At 67.3% G+C, this 15,745-nt stretch carries 23 protein-coding genes; 3 read left to right on the forward strand and 20 right to left on the reverse strand.

Features of this window, described 5'->3' with window-relative positions; all coding sequences use genetic code 11:
• Nucleotides 1-6: 6 nt before the first annotated feature.
• The gene (locus BLU09_RS38315; protein WP_143043179.1) at nucleotides 7-744 is read left to right on the forward strand and encodes a hypothetical protein; all 738 of its coding nucleotides are present in this window, start codon (nucleotides 7-9) and stop codon (nucleotides 742-744) included.
• Nucleotides 745-773: 29 nt separating this feature from the next.
• Here BLU09_RS38315 and BLU09_RS23040 read toward each other — a convergent pair whose 3' ends face one another.
• From BLU09_RS23040 to BLU09_RS23115, 17 genes are all read right to left on the reverse strand, one after another.
• Nucleotides 774-1,064: a phage tail assembly chaperone gene (locus BLU09_RS23040; protein WP_090491660.1), complete on the reverse strand. Its 291-nt coding sequence runs from the start codon at nucleotides 1,062-1,064 to the stop codon at nucleotides 774-776.
• A gap of 20 nt (nucleotides 1,065-1,084) precedes the next feature.
• Nucleotides 1,085-1,531 (reverse strand): hypothetical protein, encoded by a 447-nt coding sequence (locus BLU09_RS23045; protein ID WP_143043180.1) that lies wholly within the window; start codon nucleotides 1,529-1,531, stop codon nucleotides 1,085-1,087.
• A 57-nt stretch (nucleotides 1,532-1,588) separates the two neighbouring features.
• Nucleotides 1,589-2,728 carry a phage tail tube protein gene (locus BLU09_RS23050; RefSeq protein ID WP_090491662.1) on the reverse strand — a complete coding sequence of 380 codons (1,140 nt, stop codon included), beginning with the start codon at nucleotides 2,726-2,728 and terminating at the stop codon, nucleotides 1,589-1,591.
• A 32-nt stretch (nucleotides 2,729-2,760) separates the two neighbouring features.
• The gene (locus tag BLU09_RS23055; RefSeq protein WP_090491663.1) at nucleotides 2,761-3,186 is read right to left on the reverse strand and encodes a phage tail terminator-like protein; all 426 of its coding nucleotides are present in this window, start codon (nucleotides 3,184-3,186) and stop codon (nucleotides 2,761-2,763) included.
• On the reverse strand, nucleotides 3,183-3,647 hold the full coding sequence (locus BLU09_RS23060) for an HK97 gp10 family phage protein (RefSeq protein WP_090491664.1): 465 nt from the start codon (nucleotides 3,645-3,647) through the stop codon (nucleotides 3,183-3,185). Before BLU09_RS23060 ends, BLU09_RS23055 begins: the two co-directional genes overlap by 4 nt.
• On the reverse strand, nucleotides 3,644-4,018 hold the full coding sequence (locus BLU09_RS23065) for a hypothetical protein (RefSeq protein WP_090491665.1): 375 nt from the start codon (nucleotides 4,016-4,018) through the stop codon (nucleotides 3,644-3,646). Before BLU09_RS23065 ends, BLU09_RS23060 begins: the two co-directional genes overlap by 4 nt.
• The gene (locus tag BLU09_RS23070) at nucleotides 4,015-4,509 is read right to left on the reverse strand and encodes a DnaT-like ssDNA-binding protein (RefSeq protein WP_090491666.1); all 495 of its coding nucleotides are present in this window, start codon (nucleotides 4,507-4,509) and stop codon (nucleotides 4,015-4,017) included. The genes BLU09_RS23065 and BLU09_RS23070 overlap by 4 nt, the downstream gene beginning before the upstream one ends.
• A gap of 24 nt (nucleotides 4,510-4,533) precedes the next feature.
• A complete protein-coding gene (locus BLU09_RS23075) occupies nucleotides 4,534-4,998 on the reverse strand; it encodes a hypothetical protein (protein WP_090491667.1) in 465 nt (154 codons plus the stop codon).
• Between the two features lie 70 nt (nucleotides 4,999-5,068).
• Nucleotides 5,069-6,004, reverse strand: a complete 936-nt coding sequence (locus BLU09_RS23080) for a major capsid protein (RefSeq protein ID WP_090491668.1) — start codon at nucleotides 6,002-6,004, stop codon at nucleotides 5,069-5,071.
• 167 nt (nucleotides 6,005-6,171) lie between these two features.
• Nucleotides 6,172-6,930 carry a hypothetical protein gene (locus BLU09_RS23085; RefSeq protein ID WP_090491669.1) on the reverse strand — a complete coding sequence of 253 codons (759 nt, stop codon included), beginning with the start codon at nucleotides 6,928-6,930 and terminating at the stop codon, nucleotides 6,172-6,174.
• Nucleotides 6,931-6,960: 30 nt separating this feature from the next.
• The gene (locus tag BLU09_RS23090) at nucleotides 6,961-8,178 is read right to left on the reverse strand and encodes a minor capsid protein (RefSeq protein ID WP_090491670.1); all 1,218 of its coding nucleotides are present in this window, start codon (nucleotides 8,176-8,178) and stop codon (nucleotides 6,961-6,963) included.
• Nucleotides 8,179-8,541, reverse strand: a complete 363-nt coding sequence (locus BLU09_RS23095; protein WP_090491671.1) for a hypothetical protein — start codon at nucleotides 8,539-8,541, stop codon at nucleotides 8,179-8,181.
• On the reverse strand, nucleotides 8,538-10,016 hold the full coding sequence (locus BLU09_RS23100) for a DUF4055 domain-containing protein (protein ID WP_090491672.1): 1,479 nt from the start codon (nucleotides 10,014-10,016) through the stop codon (nucleotides 8,538-8,540). The genes BLU09_RS23095 and BLU09_RS23100 overlap by 4 nt, the downstream gene beginning before the upstream one ends.
• Nucleotide 10,017: 1 nt before the next feature.
• A complete protein-coding gene (locus BLU09_RS38865) occupies nucleotides 10,018-10,167 on the reverse strand; it encodes a hypothetical protein (RefSeq protein WP_167371134.1) in 150 nt (49 codons plus the stop codon).
• Nucleotides 10,168-10,226: 59 nt separating this feature from the next.
• Nucleotides 10,227-10,727, reverse strand: a complete 501-nt coding sequence (locus BLU09_RS23105; protein ID WP_167371135.1) for a Mov34/MPN/PAD-1 family protein — start codon at nucleotides 10,725-10,727, stop codon at nucleotides 10,227-10,229.
• Nucleotides 10,727-12,001: a terminase large subunit domain-containing protein gene (locus tag BLU09_RS23110; RefSeq protein WP_167371136.1), complete on the reverse strand. Its 1,275-nt coding sequence runs from the start codon at nucleotides 11,999-12,001 to the stop codon at nucleotides 10,727-10,729. Before BLU09_RS23110 ends, BLU09_RS23105 begins: the two co-directional genes overlap by 1 nt.
• A complete protein-coding gene (locus BLU09_RS23115; protein ID WP_167371137.1) occupies nucleotides 11,994-12,566 on the reverse strand; it encodes a terminase small subunit in 573 nt (190 codons plus the stop codon). Before BLU09_RS23115 ends, BLU09_RS23110 begins: the two co-directional genes overlap by 8 nt.
• Nucleotides 12,567-12,673: 107 nt before the next feature.
• On the opposite strand from BLU09_RS23115, the gene BLU09_RS23120 reads away from it, so the two are divergent.
• The gene (locus BLU09_RS23120) at nucleotides 12,674-12,958 is read left to right on the forward strand and encodes a hypothetical protein (RefSeq protein ID WP_090491676.1); all 285 of its coding nucleotides are present in this window, start codon (nucleotides 12,674-12,676) and stop codon (nucleotides 12,956-12,958) included.
• Here the strand turns inward: BLU09_RS23120 and BLU09_RS23125 are convergent.
• A complete protein-coding gene (locus tag BLU09_RS23125; protein ID WP_090491677.1) occupies nucleotides 12,955-13,332 on the reverse strand; it encodes a hypothetical protein in 378 nt (125 codons plus the stop codon). The genes BLU09_RS23120 and BLU09_RS23125 overlap by 4 nt on opposite strands.
• Before the next feature lie 78 nt (nucleotides 13,333-13,410).
• On the opposite strand from BLU09_RS23125, the gene BLU09_RS38320 reads away from it, so the two are divergent.
• On the forward strand, nucleotides 13,411-14,442 hold the full coding sequence (locus BLU09_RS38320; RefSeq protein WP_143043181.1) for a hypothetical protein: 1,032 nt from the start codon (nucleotides 13,411-13,413) through the stop codon (nucleotides 14,440-14,442).
• 120 nt (nucleotides 14,443-14,562) lie between these two features.
• Here the strand turns inward: BLU09_RS38320 and BLU09_RS23130 are convergent, their stop codons facing one another.
• Both BLU09_RS23130 and BLU09_RS23135 read right to left on the reverse strand, forming a co-directional pair.
• Nucleotides 14,563-15,240, reverse strand: coding sequence for a sigma factor (locus BLU09_RS23130; protein WP_090491678.1), 678 nt, complete (start codon nucleotides 15,238-15,240; stop codon nucleotides 14,563-14,565).
• Complete coding sequence (locus BLU09_RS23135) at nucleotides 15,237-15,731, reverse strand: pyrophosphohydrolase domain-containing protein (protein ID WP_167371138.1); 495 nt, start codon at nucleotides 15,729-15,731, stop codon at nucleotides 15,237-15,239. Before BLU09_RS23135 ends, BLU09_RS23130 begins: the two co-directional genes overlap by 4 nt.
• Nucleotides 15,732-15,745 lie beyond the last annotated feature (14 nt).

Consider the following 15,745-nt stretch of genomic DNA (forward strand, 5'->3'; position numbering starts at 1 on the left):
GGGGCCATGCGTATGCTGCTCGCCATGATGGCCACCGTCGCAAGTACGACCTCCCTCGGCGCTGACTACCGCCCCCTGGCGGCGCTTGCAGGAGTAGAGGGAGTTGCGGTCTACGTCAGCCTTCCAAGTGCCTTCGCCGAGAAGGGTGAAGCGTCGTTGATGTGGAAGGAGCGCACCGAGAAGCTTCTCGAATCGCGTGACGTCCCGCTCGTGCACCCCCGTGAGGGAGTTGACGATCCACCTGTTCTCAACGTTGTCGTTAATGCTGAACCCACCCTCGACGACACCGTGGTGTCGCTTAATCTCTCGCTGACCCGGCTCATCCCACTCAAGAGCGCAGGCGCCACAGTTCGCATGGAGGCGTGGCGGCAGCATCTGTTGTTTCGCGTGCCAACGGCGAGGTCTGGCGAAGCAACGTGGGAAACAACCAGTCTATGGGTCCATAAATTTATCACCGACCTCCACGAAGCTCGGAAATTGGCTGATACATTCGACCCGAAACGCACCTCACGCGAAGGAAGGGCTGTGAGTGACAGTAAAGTGAAAGCCAAGCCAGCGACAGCCCAGAACCAACCGGAGAGCACTGATGAGCCTCCTATCAAGTACAAGAAGGCGTTTCTAAATGGATGTTCCACGGCAATAGGGATCACTTGCTGCTCCTACCTTGGAGAGAGCTGTGCGTACACGCTGTGCCAGGACAAGCCGAGACAGGATTGGCGCCAGCAAAGCTGGTCCTGCATGTAGCCTTCGACGTACCACCCGTTCGGCCTCCCTCACTTCTTCGGCTTCGGGGTCATCTCCAGGCGGAACGCATCATCGAGTTGCCGGAGAAGGCCCACCTCGACAGACGTGGGCTGTGCCCCGGTGAGGCGCGCCCACGCCTCAATGTCCTGGTAGCTGATGGGCGCCAGAGAGAAGGCCCCGGGCGCCCGCGAGTTACTCAACTCGCAGAACCACTCCCAGACGTGGGCGAGTGCTTCAGGTAGCTCGTGCTCCCCCACCAGCTCGGCCGGCACCTCGCCGGTGGACTTGGCCACCTGCTCCAGGTGCGCCCGGAGCGACACCCCGGACGCGTCTTGTTGGCTCAGTCGGAACTGGTGCTGGGCGAAGCCGAGGAGCTGCTCGGCGACTTCCCGAAAAAACTGGCGGCGTCCGTGACAGCCTCGTCCACCTGACGGCGCAGCCAGCGGTGCTCCTCGTACACCCTGCGCGCGTTGTCCTTGGTGAAGGGCAGCGGCTGGCCGTTCTCCATGAAGCCCTCCCACGAGGCCGTGCAGCGCACCAGCAGCTCCAGCCCGTCCGCGTCGGTGCCCTCCGCGGTGATTTTCGTATTGCGGCCGGAGTGCTGCAGCTTGTGGAGGCGGCGGTTGCGCAGCGCCCGGTCCGCCTCGCGGTAGGTGGGCGAGTCCACGCCGTGCACCACCACCTTCATGCCCGTCGCGTCGCCGGAGACGGGGTGGAGAATCTCCACGGTGGTGGTGTCGCTGCGCTGGAGGCTGCCGAGGTCGAGTGCGAGGGAAGTAAGGGACATCGTGCTCATGGCGGTGCTGCTCCTTCTGGGAAGCGGGTGGAGGCGCGGGAGCGCCGGTTACGGGTTGCTGCGCTGGTAGAGGATGGTGGCGCCGGACGTCGCATCCAGCAGCGCGGTGAAGGGCATGCTGACGGTGACGGGGCCCGAGTTCGGGTTGTCGACGTCGCCGCCCGTGTACTTGATGCGTGGCAGGTAAATGCGGTGGAAGTCCGTCCCGTTGACGTCCTCCAGGAGCAGCTCCAGGCTGGACTCCTCCTCGTTGATGAAGCGGTTCAGGAGGACGGCATCCTTGAAGTAGGCGGAGATGCTGCCGGTGACGACGAAGGCGCCCTCGTGAACCTCCTGGGGGCTCTTGTGGCCGACGACGCCCTGGACGCTGCGCCCGTTGGCGATTTCCAGCTCCACGGCCGTCACGTTGGCCACCCGTTGCCCGCCCTCGTACAGCGCCCCGGTGAAGGCGTCGAAGGGGCTGCCGGTGCCAGCCGGAGTCAGCGTCACCGCGTGGGTGGCCGTGGCCTGCACCATGTCCTTGCCGAGGAAGGACATGCTGCACGTGACGATTTCGCCGGGCGTCACGGAGAGAGACAGGCTGTCCACCGCACAGCCCCGGTACAGCATGAACTGGCTGATGTCGGTGAAGGCCCGCTCCAGCCCGAAGCTGACAAGCTCGGTGCCGTTGGCCAGGCGCTGGCCCACCAGGGCCACGGTGCGCCCCGCCGCGGCCACATCCACGGTGAGGGCCCTGTCCACCTCCAGGCGCAGCGCGGACACGGCCACCACCTTCGCCCGGCCGTTGTTCCCCGCCTCGGCGAAGCCGGAGGCCATCACCATGTCCCCCGGGAGGAAGCCATCCTCGAGGAAGCTGCCCGAGTCACGGACGAAGGCGTCCGCTTCCGCCTCCAGCGAGGCCGCGCCCGTCGTCACCGCGCGCCATGTGCCGCTGAGGGCGGCGGCCAGGAGGACGTCGAAGGTGCCGCGGGAGAGCTCGAAGGAGAAGTCGCCGCCCACGCTGCGCATGCCGTGGCGCAAGTCCGCCGTCTGCCTGTCGTCCCGAACCTCGTTGGACTGGTACGTCTCCTTCGCGAGGTTGAGGCTGGTGTCGGTGAAGCGGAGCACCGAGTAAGCCGTGCTGGGCACGCCGTACTCAGTCTCCGGTGCGAAGCGCAGCGCGGTCCGCTGCCCAGAAGCTGAAGCCATGTCTCTTCTCCTGCCGCCCACACACGGGCAGCTCAGTCCAACGAGTGCACCAACCAGGAAATGCTGACGGGCGTGGCCCACCACGGCTCGTCACGCAGCGCGGGGCCCACAGAGGCGGAGTGGATGCTCACCACCGTGTCGTTGCGCCCCAACCGCGTCCCCCGCTTGAAGGCGTCACACAGCGCCTGGGCCACGGTGAGGCTCGCCGCCGTGCCCTCGCCAATGGGGTGAAAGAGCAGCACCTGGAAGACTCCCGGGCGCCGCGTGTGCGAGTCCACCCCGACGCCGGCGGGTGACGTCCGCGCGGGGAGGCAGTCCAGCCGGGCCCAGGGCACGCCCGGCGTGGGGGTGAAGACGACGTTGGAGTAGGCGAGGTTGGCCTCGCCCAGCAGCGGCGCCAGCACCTCGCGCGCGCGCAGCTCCAGCGCCTGGGGGATGTCGAGGAGGGGCGGACTCACAGCGTGCCGTCCCCCTTCCCTGCCTCTTGCTTCGCCTCGCCCACGGCCTCCCCGAGAATCTCAGGCAGGTTGGCCAGGGTGACGCGCACCATTCCGCTGGGCGCCTGCTGGCTGTGGCCGAATTCCAGCCGGCGCGCGTACGGCAGGTTGTTGGCGACGTACACCGTGTCGCCCAGCTTCGCGGCGTCCAGCGCCTCCTTCGCCGCGGTAATGGTGGCGCCCCCGTCCTTGTCCGTGGCTTCCAGAGTGCCGTCGGGCCGAGCGCCCACGCCCGCGCGCCAGTTGCCCCGGAAGTGCCCGGTGTCCACGGGCGAGGCGGTGACGACGTTGGCCAGGATGCCCAGCGCCGTCTTCCGCACCACCTCGTTGGCGCGCTCCTCCGTCACCTTCACGAAGGACTGCACCTGCCGCGTGAAGCTGGCACCACGCCGTACGCGCGCGTCCGTCTTCTTCAGCGTCATGCGGCCACCCGAAGTACGTAGAGGACGGGAGTGCCCTGCAACTGCACCGGCGGGTCCGTCCGAAGCACCCGCCAGGTGCACCCTTCCAGCGGACCCACTTCGTCACCAGGGCCCGGCGTCACCGGCAGCCCGGCCGCGGCCACCAGCAGCTTGCGCCTGCCCACCTTCACCGTGCCGGCGGGCACCAACTCCTGGTACCCGTTGTCGGCCTGCACCAGCACCTGCACCGCGTGCGTGGTGACGGTTGCCGGCGCCGTGGAGAGGGCCGGGTCGTACGCCCCCGTCGTCCGCCGCGTGAGGGTGGCGCCCTGCCCGAAGCGCTTCAGCAGCTCGAGAGCCTTTCGGGCCAGTCTGTCCGCCTGGGCGCTCATCCTCGGAGAAGCCCCACGGTGCCGATGCCGCCCACGCGGGCGCCACGCAGGAAGGGCCGCACCAGCGTGGCCACCTGCTCCGGAATCGGCACGTGCCGCTCCGGAGACGTCTCCAGCGGCCCCACCTTCACCCCCTCGTCCACCACGGGTCCGAGGCCGGCCGTCCAGTCCTCCCCCATGAGGCGGAAGGCGAACTCCGCCGTCGCCCCGCGCACGCGCAGCGGCACCGCGGTGGCTGGCAGCGTCACCCCGTCCAGCACCACGCCGCGCCGGGGCCAGGCCAGGGACTGTTCCGCCTCGGCCCGGCTGCCCACGTAGCCGAAGTGGGTGTCCAGCAGGCTGGTGGCCCACATGAGGTGGCGCTCCTTCGCCTCCTGCGTGGCGGACTCCCACGCGGCGTTGTGGCCGCGCGCGGAGTGGTAGGCGTCCGCCTCCACCACCGTGCAGTACGAGTTCGCGGCCGGGCCGCTGGGGGTAGCGTCGAAGGGCATGGGGCTGTCTCCAGGGACTGCCGGCTACTCCGCCTTCGCCTTGGCCCTGCCCTTCGGAACGGGCGACTCCTCAGCGGGGGCAGGCACAGGCGCCGGAGGCGACGTGGGGGCCGGGGTCACAACCGTCGCGTCGCGCAGCTGCGCCTGCGCGGTGCGCAGCTCGGCCTTCACCCGCTCCAGCTCCGACATGCCCTCGTCGAGGGCATGCCGCAGCTCGCGGACCTGGCCGTCCGCCTCCGGCTGCGTGGTGCCCACCCCGGGGAGCGCGGCACTGGCGCCGCCCCACCGCGCCCACTCATAGGCGTCCTTCGCCTTCCGCCCCTCGACGCTGCCCTCCGGGTACGCGCTGTAGTACCGCGAGAGGAGTCGCTGCGCGGGCCCGCTGCTGCGCGCCGGCAGCACCAGCGCGCCGCCCTTGAAGGTGAAACCCCCGAGGGTGATGTCCTTGCCCTCGTTGGGGCCCACCAGAACCATACGAATGCCGTCCATGCTTGCTCCTGCTGTGGAAAGAGGGAGCGGAGAGGCATGGCGCCTCTCCGCGAAACGTGAGGGGCGCGGCTCAGGGGGCCAGCGGAGCGGTGCGGATGCCCTTCACCGTGGCGAGCGCGTAGTCGTTGAAGACGGCCGTCCCGCAGTACCAGACGACACGGGTGATTCGCTCATCCTTCTCCTGGTGCTCGCCCACCTCCTTGATGTGGATGCCCGCCGACGCGCCCGGCGCCGTCAGTCCGGCGATGCCCACGCTGCGGCTTCCATCGTCGAAGCAGCCCGCGATGATGCTGGTGCAGTCCGTCGCCGTCCCCTCCGTCTGGTTGGTGGGGATGTAGTCATTCACGAAGATGGGGATGCCGCGGTACGCAGGCACCGTCTTCCCGCTCGGCAGGGTGATGACCTCGGAGATGCTCGCGCCGCCCAGCTTGCGCAGGTACGCGTAGTGCCGGTTCAGCATCACCTCCGCCATGGTGATGAAGTCCACCTCGCCGTCCTTGGCCTTCACCTTGGAGATGAGCTCGTCCAGGAAAGCGACGTCGTAGAGGGCACCATTCGTCCCAGCCACCAGCGTCTGCCCGGCGGCCACCTGCGCCAGCAGTCCGGGGAACTCGTTGCTGAGCCCCGTGCCGTTGATGAACATGCTCCGGAACTTGCGCCCGGCAGACTTGGCCTTGGAGACAATCTGGTAGCCCTCCTGGTCATTGACGTTGGAGCGCGTGGCCTGGATGAGTCCGTCCACCTCGGCGTCGCCGATGATGCGCGTCAGCGTCGCGGTGTCCTGCTCGACGGTGGCCGGGTTCTTCGCGGTGATGGTGCCGCCGACGCCCAGCACCTCAACGTCGCCCATCACCGACTCGCGGTTGAAGGTGAAGGAGTTGCCCTCCAACTCATCGAAGGGCAGCCGCTCGAAGAGGCGGTCCGTGGTGACGATGGTTTCGATGACGCCGGAGACAAGCTCGTCGCGGGACAGCTTCGCGGATTCAGCCAGGGTGATTGAAGCCATGGGGTGTCGCTCCTCCTCGGTGAGAGGGAGACTGAGAGGGATTGCAGACGCGCCAAGGGCGGGAGGCGACTCGGGCCCTGGAGCGCACGTGTAGTGTGGAGTCGAGAGAGGACAGCGGCCGAGCATCCCGCTCGGATTGCCTCCGGCCGCGTCCCGCGCACCGAGGGCTAGTCCTGCTTACGCCGAGCTGCCAGGGCCGCCGCGATGCGCTGCGGAGCGCTGAGCTGCTCGGTACCGCCGGGCTTCCCGCCCGTTTTGCCCCCCGTAGGCGTCCCGCCACCGGAGGAACCCGAAGCCTCGAAGGCCCGAGCGAAGTTGGTGTCCTTCTTGAGCTCCGTGACGAACTCCCGAATCGTCATGAAGCCGCCCTTGCCGTTGCCGCGAGGATCCCCCTCTGCGTCAACAACCCGAGCCAAGAAGTTGCCACCTTCCTCAATCACTTTCACATGCTTCTGGACGTGAGGCAAGAGGAGCACTGCACTCCCTTTCAGCTCGGCGATAGCAGCCGTCGCCTCCGCCTCCACCAGGTGCTTGTGGAGGCTGCCCCGCATGCGCTCGACGACGGTGTCACGCTCCTTGAGCGCGTTCGCGTGCCCCGCCTCGAGGTCGGCCTTCAGCTTCTCGAAGTTGGCCGCGCCGTCCTTCCCCTCCTGCGCCTTGGCGAGTGCAGCCTTCAGCTCTCCGAGTGACTTCTCCACCTCCTCGGGGGCCTTGCCCAGCTTCGTCCAGGCCTTCTGCGCCTCCGCGAGCACCTTGTTGTTCTTCCGCTCCTTCTCCAGGGCGGTGTTCAGCCCCGTGGTGTCCATGCGCTTCGCCACGTCGGAGTCGAGGGCGAACTTCCCGCTCTCCCCCTTCGCGTACAGCCCGCGGTACTTCTCGGGGACGATGTTCAGCTCATCCAGTTCCGGCTGCCACTCGAATTCCATGTCGCTTCCCTTCTCGGCCCAGTGGGCCGGTTACAACTTCGCCTTCTTGAAAGCCTCGGACTCCGCCTCGCGGAGCGCCTCCAGCGTCAACGTCCTGCCGCTCGCGTCGGTGAAGCGGTCCACGCTCAGCCCGCCGTTGCGGAAGAGCTGCCCGCGCGTGGGGCCCAGCACCTCGTCCTGGAAGCTGGCCGACTGACGGCGCAGCCAGTCCTCGTAGGACAGCCCCTTGGGCACCTGGCCGATGTTCTCCCGCGCCCACTTCTCGCGGATGCGGGCGATGGCGGCGCGCCGCTCCTTCTCGGACATGTCCGACCAGGCCGCGCCCGCCTTCGCCTTCGCCTCAGCGCGGAAGTCGATTTCCCGCTGGCGCCGGGTGCGCGCGTCGGTGACGGCCGGCCTGTCGCCCACCAGCTTCACCCCGTTGATGACGGGCACGGTCGTGGTGCGACACCCCGGGTGGAACGGTGGGCGCTTCCCCTCCCTCACCGGGAACACCTTCCCATCGAGGGCCATACAACCCAGCGTGGTGCGGCCGTCGAGCGTTGCCACCAGCCGCACCTCTTCGATGATGTCCTCGTTGGCCCGGTACACCTCTTCCCGGGCCTGGGTGGAGGCGTGGTTGAGGGAGGTGCGCACCAGCGTCTCCGCGCTGCGCCGGGACATCTCCACCACGCCGTCCGTGTACGAGGCACCGCGGGTGCCCACCACGCTCCGGACAATCTCCTGCGTCGTCTGCCCCTCGACGATGCCCACCTGCACGGCCCGGGAGATGCGCTCCAGGTCGGCAGGCTGAAGCGCCTCCACCCAGTGCTCGAAGACGGCGCCGCTGAAGGGGCGCTCGAAGACGGCCGCGCGCAGCACCTCCGCGGACGGAGCCACCACGCCCAACTCGACGATGAGCGTCTCCTGGAGGACGGCTGCCTGCCACTGCGCCTCATAGGCCGCGAAGACGGACAGCTCCTCCCGGAGGAAGCCGGCCGCCGCGGCGTATGCCTCGGCGCGCACGCCGCCCACCACCTTCAGCAGCTCCTGCAGGCGTTCGGTGGTTTCCGGCCCGGCGTCGAAGCCACCCGCCGCAACGATGCGCTCCACGCGGACGGCGAGTTGCTCTTCGAGCTTCTCTTCCGTGGCGTTGAGCAGTTCCACCACCCGGCGGACGGTGCCCGCCTTGTAGCGCTCCACCTGCACGGAGTGCGCGATGGTTTGTTCGAGGATTTCCTCGTTGGCCGTGCGGCGGGTGGTGGCCACCTATGCCCCTCCCCGCTCGCGGCGGCGCACTTCGTCCACCAGGTGGTGCACCGCGCGCAGCGCCAGCTCGGCGCCCCGGACTCGCCAGGACTTGGGCTTCGGCTCCTCCGCCTGGCCCGTCACGTCCACGCTGGCCACACGCGCCCCGTCCGAGAGGGCCTTCTCGATGACGGTGTCCCGCTGCTCGCGGATGGCCGCCCAGATGTCCCGGCCCAGGGGCTCGGCCAGGGTGATGGAGGTGCGCGCGAAGCGTCCGCCATCCGGCTCTTCGCCGTAGCGGAAGTTCTCGTCCAAGACGAGGACGACGCGCCCCTCTGCGTTGCGGTGCACCTCCCAGCTCCTGTCGAGGCGGACGGGCGTCACGCGGCACCTCCTGAAGCGGGAGCGGCGGCTGGCGCGCGCCCACCGCCCAGCGCCGAGGGGGCGGGCCGGAAGGTGCCCAGGGCCGGGCCCTCGGACATCAGCCGGTCAGCGTCCAGGGCCGCATCAAAGTCCGGCGCAAGGACGCCCCGGCGCTTGAGCTCGGCGAGGAAGGCCTCGCGCGAAATGTCGCCCTTCGCTCGCGCCTTGAAGAGGACGTCCAGGTCCTGCTTGTCCTGCTCCGTCAGCCCGAAGTCGGTGTGCACCTGCACCTTCAGCGAGGCGTCATCCACCTGGAGTTGCATCCACCGCGCCGCGAAGTGGAGGCCCAACTCGAGGGCGTCCCCGAAGCTCTCCGCCATGGCCTGAAGCTCGCTCTGGCTCTTCGCCTCGTTGATGGACTTCTCGGTGGCCGTGGCCGTGCCGGAGCGCTTGACGAGCAACTCGATGCCGAGCGCCGCCATCTCGTCCTTCAGGTCCTCCAGGTCCTGCCGGCCCGCGGAGATGGCGGCCCCGCCGTGCTCGACGTAGTAGAATTTCCCCTGCGGATTCTCCGTGGTGAGCAGCGCATGCGGGCTGACGGTGAGCTTGCCGCCGTCCTCGCTCTGGCCTTCGCCGCCCGCCTCCTCGCGGACGCCAGACGCCGCGAGCATCGGGAAGCGCGCCACGGTGAGGACGTTTCGCTGGTCGCTGGCAGACTGCCAGTGCTCCACGTTCTTGAAGGCCAGGTCCAGCAGCGGCGGCCGGGCCTGCATGAGCGCCTTGCGCTCGCCGGCGTACCAGGTGACGAGGGGAATGAAGCCCAACTGGTTTTCCCCGCTCTCCACCTTCTTCCAGCCACCGTTGCCGACGCGCTCGTGGACCTCCCACTGCGTGGGCTCCAGAACGCGGATGCGCTCCACCACCACCTCGGCGTAGCCCGCCATCCGCACCTCAGTCTCCCGGAAGCGCACGTGGGTGAGGCGCTCCACCCCGTCCACCACTTCGGAGTACGCGGCAATGAGGGCTTCGGCGGGGATGTGGACGAAGTAGGGACGGGCGCCCACGCGCTGCTCGTCTTCCAGCGTCTTCACCTTCTCCGGGTCCACCACGGGGAAGTCGACGAGGAAGTGGGTGAAGGCCTTCGCCAAGCCGTCCGCGAAGACGGGGCGGGCCCACGCCGTGAGGTCATGGCCCTGCCGGTCCACGTCATCCACCAGGGCCTGCAGTTCTTCTGGCGCAGCGTCGCCCAGCCGCACGGGCTTCGCGAAGGGCTTGGCGGCAAGGCTCCCCAGCACCTTGGTGAAGTAGTTGAAGAGGAAGGTGCGGTTGAGTCGCGCCCGGTACGCTTTCAGCGTCTCACGGGGGTGGCGGGGCAGGTGCCGCTCCCCTGCCTCGCGCATGGCCCGAGTGCCCCCCATCAAGTCGAGCACCAGCTGCCAGTCCGGCAGCATCCCCTTGTACGCGCTGCTCTGCGCGTTCACGTCGCTCTTCGCCACGTCAGGCCCTCCCCTCTTCCGCGTTGCCCTGGCGCCGCAGGTGGACGTAGGCCCAGGTGTCCGAGGCCAAGCGCGTCAGTCGGCGACGGTGCGGGTCCTCCAGGTGCGCGGAGAAGCGCACCACCACCCAGACGGAATCGCGCCGGGCCACCCGAGGCAGGCCTCGGCCGCGCAGGCGCCGGCCAGTCCCTGGGCGATGACGGGCGGCCTTCACTGGCCACCTCCCGTCATGCGCAGCGGGGCGTCCTCGCCTCGAACCATGGTGAAGAGGGCCACCTCAACGGACTCCATGCCCGGCGGTCCCGCCAGCAGCAGCTCCAGCACCGCGGGCATGTCCGGCGTCAGCGTCTCGCGAATGGAGGCGAGGTCCATGGCGGACAGCACGGGACGGCCGCCCGGGTGCGTGTGCCAGTCGCCCAGGTAGCGCAGGCGCGGCCACACGCGGTGCACCAGCCGGTTGTCGCGGGCCCTGTCCGCCTCGAAGGTGTAGCGGGCAAGGCGCACATTCCGCCCCGGGCCCGTCACCGCGACGACGTGGGCCTCGCCGTCCACCACGTGCCCCAGCAGCATGCCGCCCGTCTCCATCGGCGCGGCGGCGCGCGCCAGGCGGGCCGCCTTCGCCAGGGCGGACTGGGACAGCCAAGCCCGGTACCCGTCCGCCACGTACAGAGCGGCTGCACTCCCCGTGGGCTTCGCGCACGCGGCCGGCATCAGTAGTAGCTCCCCACCCGCATGGTGCTGGAGGGGGCGGACGCCACCGCCATGCCGCCGGCGACCGCGTCCAGCCCGTCGTCGTGGACGCCTGGGTTCGGAGCGGCGACGGCTTCTTCCACCCACCAGTTGTTCCATGCACCGCGCAGCAGGTGGACATTGCCCGCCTGGGCCTGGGAGCTGACCGGCCCCCACATCTCCACCTTGCTTCCCGTCTTCCGGTGCCCACGGACGGTGAAGCCGAAAAGGACGCGCGCGGTGTAGTTGTAGGTCGTGTTCTTCCCGCTGCTGCCGCCCTCCTCCTCAAGCCAAATCGGGACGGCCCGCCCATCCTCCTCAGCCGTTGCGCGGATGAAGGCTTCCACCTCGCGGGGCGTGCCGCGGATGCGGCGCACGTCGCGTATCCACAACTCGTGCGCGCCGCCCTCCAGCTTCCGCACCGCCACCTTGGCGCCTGCCGTCCAGTCCGGGTCGTTCTTGGGCTTGCCCCTCGCCCCCACACGCTCCTCGGTGGCGGCCAGGTCCCAGTAGCGCAGCCACCGCAGTCCGGCCGGCACTTCATCCACGAAGTGGAACCACTCGCGGCGGAACAGCTTGCCTGCCGGGCGGACGTTCCAGTCGCCATGGCGGAGTTGCATCCGCAGGACAGGGTCTGCGATGGCGGCGAGGCTTTTCTCGTACTCCGCCTTGTTGAGGCTGGGGTTGTCCTCCAGCTTCGAGGGCACGAAGGCAACCTCGCTGCTGGGCGGGACGTCGATGAACTTCGCCTTCACCCATTCATGGCCAATGCCGCCTGGGTTGGCACTCCCTCGCATGCGCAGCGGCACATCCATGGACTCCGGCTTGCGCAGGCGCCCATGAAGGTAGTCGTACATGGGCTGGGTGAACTGCGTCGCCTCGTCGAAGCCGATGAACTGGTACGCCGCGCCCTGGTAGTTGTAGACGTCGTCCGCGTGCTGAAGGTACGCGAACTTCAGCACGCTCCCCGCGGGGAAGCTCCACTGGTGAAGCTCCTTGTCCCAGTGGGCATCCGTCCCCATCAACCACGCCTTGCTGCGGGGAATCAGCGCGTCAGGCTGGTTCAGGTCCTGGTACGTGCGCCGAAAGAGGACGGCGGCGTACCCCGGCACATCGACGTACTGAAGCGCCGCCATGAGGAGCGCATCGGACTTGCCGCCGCCTGCGGCCCCACCGAAGAGCACCTCGCGCACCGCGCCCAGCAGGAGGAATGCCGCCTGGGTGGCGTGCGGCCGGTGCGGCACGTACTTAGTCATGCGCGGCTCCATCAGCCGCGCGAGCTGGCTCTGTGCTTCCGGGGGCAGGGAGCGCACCCATTCGGGCGAGAATCCCTGCGATGGCTGCAATCCGCTCGGGGTCGGGCTCGACATGCTTCACCTCGGCCTTCACGTCGGCCTTCACCTCCGCCTGGACGGGACCGCCGCCCTTGCCGGCCATCTCCACCCGCTCAAGGAAGTCCCCCTGGCTCTTGCCCAGGAGTTCCGACGCCTTGAGGCGAGCCAACGTCGCCTCGTCTTCGTCCCCCATCACCTCAGTCCAGAATGCCTGTCGCTGCTCCCGCGTGGCGATTCGGGGGCCGACCTGCTTCCCTTCGCGCGCGTCGATGAGTTTGCGAATGTGAGGATTTCTGAGGAGCCCCCGGGCAGTCTGCGCCAGGACGTTGTCACTGCCTGAGTACCCGGCTTGGCGCGCGGCCTCCGTGCCGTTGCCGTCGTACAACTCGGCGAACCGGCGCTGCTTCGCCGTCAGCGCCCGCGAGGACTCAGCGGGGGCCTTCGGGCCAGGGCTGGATCTGGACTGCCTGCGACGCTTGCTTGCCACGAGGAGGAGTCTCCCGGGCAGCGTGGACACCGTCCGCTGGCCAGAAACTCACCCACCTGCCTGAAGGAGGTATCTTCCCGCGTTCCTCTTGAAGAAGGAGTACACGGATGTTCGTCGACAAGACTGGTGCGCACACGGCCCCGACGTTGAGCCTCAAGCGCAAGACGCTCGTGTTCGACCAGCGGGTGAATAAGCAGGTCGCGTGGCTCGACGGGGTTGTCGTCCCTCCAATCGGTTCAAAAATCGAGCTGGCCGAACCGAACGTCACGGGATTCGTGACGGGCATCCGCCTGATGCTGGGTCAACCAGGCGGAGACACACACTCGGAGATTCCATCGAACGTGTGCATCGATGTCGAAATCCCCGAGGAGTGGTGGAAACACAACTCCTAGTTGCCGCGTCGCCCGTCGTCGCATCCCCAGAGGTCAAGCTGCGCAGCAGCAGGCACCTTCCGTCCCAGGGGATGCGGCTTCGGAACATGCGGAACCGGCTGCGCGGGCTCAGCGCCTGCATAGGCCAGGGCGGCCTTGCGCAACCTGTCTCGCGCCTTCGCGAACTCCTCCTCATCGTCGCTGGCGTCGGCGTAGGCCAGAGCCGCAGCCGTGAGGCGCTCCCAGGGGGACTCGTATGCCGGCGCCAGGGGCGTGGACATCGACTGGCCCCGCGTCACCCGCTTGAGGTGCGCCCAGCACCGCTTGTGCCGGGGCGCGGCCGCGTTGCGGCAGTCGGCCTCGGAGCACTGGGCAGGCTGGGAGCAGGAGGGCATCGCGACTCCAGTATCACCCACCCGAGGTATTCTCCACGAGAGGCATACTGGGCCAGGATGCAGTCAGTCGCGACCCTCGTGAAGCCCGCCTCCAAACCTCCTATCCTGCCGCGCGCGACTACCCACAGTGACAGCAATGGTCCGCTCCGTGCAGCCAAACCACTGACACCCGCAGTTCAGGACACAAAGCGCATTCAAGAGCACCAAATCATGCCACAGCACACACCCAATCTCGTCGAACTCTCCAGCGCAGAGGCAAAGCTAAAAATCAGACAATTCATCGAAGACGAACCACTGTTCAGCCCAATAAAGATTCAAATTAAAGATCCAATAAAATCAAACATAAAAGGCATACATCAATTGATGCCAGAAACAATACATCTCTACTGCGCAAGTGGAAATTGCAGCCACCTAGCATCAACCACCTGGGAGGCAGTAAACGCATCGGGCTCCCTGCACGCATACATTTGCGCCAGCTGCAAAGAAAGCAAGGCACAATACTGGTTTGACGTAAAGCTGATTGAAAAGCAGACAACAGGACTGGTCAATATGTCACCAGTCGAAGTCATCAAGAGCTTCGAAATATCAAAGCTTGGCCAACGACCTCACTGGGCACCGAAGATTCCAAATCGACTCCTGAAAAACCTCGGCCCGAGTGCGCAACTGTTTCGCCGCGGCGTAGCATGCCTCCAGGAAGGACTCGGCATAGGAGCCTCCGCTTATTTTCGAAGAGTAATTGAAGAGGAAGTGAAAGCACTTCTGGATCTAATGGAGAAGGCAGCCAATCTCGACGGCGACCAAGCCGCTCTCGAAAATCTCAAAACAGCAAGAGAGAGCCAAGTAGCTTCCGAGCGACTCAAGATTGCAGTCCAAAAGGTCCCCATATCGCTTAGACCCGGGAATGCCAATCCACTCGCCGTGCTGTATGGGGCACTCAGCGGAGCCGTTCATCAGGAGCCAGAAGAGGTCGCAATCGGAACAGCAAAACGGATTCTAAAGACGTTCATATTTCTTTTCGAAGAACTCAAAGAACGAATGGATTCGGCGGAGGCCTATGCAGCTGAAATCCAGCAAATCCGCGACGAGACGAAAAAATCAAGCAATCACTAACCGCATCCCGTTCTCCAGAAGCGTCATTCAGCCAAAGTGAATGACGCTTCGTCGCCTCGGGGCTGCGCCACGTAGACGACCAGGGACGCTCAACCTGAGCTAGGGCACAGCGCGCCATCGCTACCCCTCCGATTCCGCGCATACCTCGGCGGCCCAAGCGTCAAAGGCAGGCTGGGTTCGCAGCACGATTTGCCGGACAGCTTCGCGTGTGGTGAGCCCGGACTCGGACGCGAGCATCTCCAGCGTCACACCCTCGAAGCGGTAACGAAGGAAGAGGGCGACGTCCCTCCGGACACGTGCCCGCTGGGTGCTTGTCGGCCTATCGCTCAGATCCGCGAGGCGGAGACGCATCAGCGCCTCGGCAGCCCGGGCCATGAGACGTTCGCTGTCCCATGCATCCAGGCCGTCTTCCCCCAGTGTGTGGGTGAACAGGTCCAACCGCGTGGAGTCCGCCTCCTCGTCCTCCACCGCTGATGACGGCTGGTCGAGGCTCCACTCTCGCGGCGGCACCCACTCACCCGCCGGGAGCGGCACGACACGGGAGCCGCGCCTGTCGTACTTGCCGAGGAAGCTCCGCACCCACCAGAGGACGTAGGTGCAGAACTTCCCCAACTCCGGATTCCACGTCTGGGCCGCCCTCACCACGGCGAGCCTCGCCTCCTGCAAAACGTCCTCGTCCTGCCGCCGGAGGTGTCTGGCCCGCGCGAGGTGCCGGTGGGCCAGCATGAGGGCATACCCCTCCCACTGGAGGCACAGCGCCCGCTGCTCGTCGGTGAGGGGCTTTGCTGCGCACGTCACGAGCCGTCCCCTTCCCTCCCGCCAGGGGTGGCGTCACGGGGCAGCGTCTCCAGCACGCGGCCCACATTCGGCGGCACCCATCCAGCCGGCTTCATCACCTTCCCGTCGTCCCGGATCTCCGCCTTGCCTCCCGGAGCCTTGCGGAGGTTGGCTTGGGCCACCTCGTCGAAGCACTCCCGGGCCGGGGCACCCATGGTGACGAGCGTGCCGAGCGTCAGGTAGAGTGCGTCCGTCGCCTCGTGGGCCATGCGCGTCAGGTCGGGCTCCATCCACGGTACCGCTCGCACATCCAGGTCGCTCACATCGGCGATGTCGCATCCCATTGCCGACACCTCGACGCCGCTCGCCGCCGCGTACTCCAACACCTCCTCGAGCATGAGCCGAACCCTGAGAACCCGCGTCACCGCGTCCGGCATGGTGGGCCTGTCGGGGCACGGCTGGCCCGTCACGCGGTGAAACTCCCTCACCTGCTCCTGGTACGTGTCTTTCACTGGAGAACCCCCTT

Origin of the sequence: Myxococcus virescens (assembly GCF_900101905.1) — a bacterium.
Classification (GTDB): Bacteria; Myxococcota; Myxococcia; order Myxococcales; family Myxococcaceae; genus Myxococcus; species Myxococcus virescens.

Excerpts from the sequence above, each read along its gene's own strand:
- BLU09_RS38315 (WP_143043179.1), top strand. The coding sequence starts at position 7 with ATGCGTATGCTGCTCGCCATGATGGCCACCGTCGCAAGTACGACCTCC.
- BLU09_RS23045 (WP_143043180.1), bottom strand. The coding sequence starts at position 1,531 with ATGTCCCTTACTTCCCTCGCACTCGACCTCGGCAGCCTCCAGCGCAGC.
- BLU09_RS23050 (WP_090491662.1), bottom strand. The coding sequence starts at position 2,728 with ATGGCTTCAGCTTCTGGGCAGCGGACCGCGCTGCGCTTCGCACCGGAG.
- BLU09_RS23060 (WP_090491664.1), bottom strand. The coding sequence starts at position 3,647 with ATGACGCTGAAGAAGACGGACGCGCGCGTACGGCGTGGTGCCAGCTTC.
- BLU09_RS23065 (WP_090491665.1), bottom strand. The coding sequence starts at position 4,018 with ATGAGCGCCCAGGCGGACAGACTGGCCCGAAAGGCTCTCGAGCTGCTG.
- BLU09_RS23070 (WP_090491666.1), bottom strand. The coding sequence starts at position 4,509 with ATGCCCTTCGACGCTACCCCCAGCGGCCCGGCCGCGAACTCGTACTGC.
- BLU09_RS23075 (WP_090491667.1), bottom strand. The coding sequence starts at position 4,998 with ATGGACGGCATTCGTATGGTTCTGGTGGGCCCCAACGAGGGCAAGGAC.
- BLU09_RS23080 (WP_090491668.1), bottom strand. The coding sequence starts at position 6,004 with ATGGCTTCAATCACCCTGGCTGAATCCGCGAAGCTGTCCCGCGACGAG.
- BLU09_RS23085 (WP_090491669.1), bottom strand. The coding sequence starts at position 6,930 with ATGGAATTCGAGTGGCAGCCGGAACTGGATGAGCTGAACATCGTCCCC.
- BLU09_RS23105 (WP_167371135.1), bottom strand. The coding sequence starts at position 10,727 with ATGCCGGCCGCGTGCGCGAAGCCCACGGGGAGTGCAGCCGCTCTGTAC.
- BLU09_RS23110 (WP_167371136.1), bottom strand. The coding sequence starts at position 12,001 with ATGACTAAGTACGTGCCGCACCGGCCGCACGCCACCCAGGCGGCATTC.
- BLU09_RS23120 (WP_090491676.1), top strand. The coding sequence starts at position 12,674 with ATGTTCGTCGACAAGACTGGTGCGCACACGGCCCCGACGTTGAGCCTC.
- BLU09_RS23125 (WP_090491677.1), bottom strand. The coding sequence starts at position 13,332 with ATGCCCTCCTGCTCCCAGCCTGCCCAGTGCTCCGAGGCCGACTGCCGC.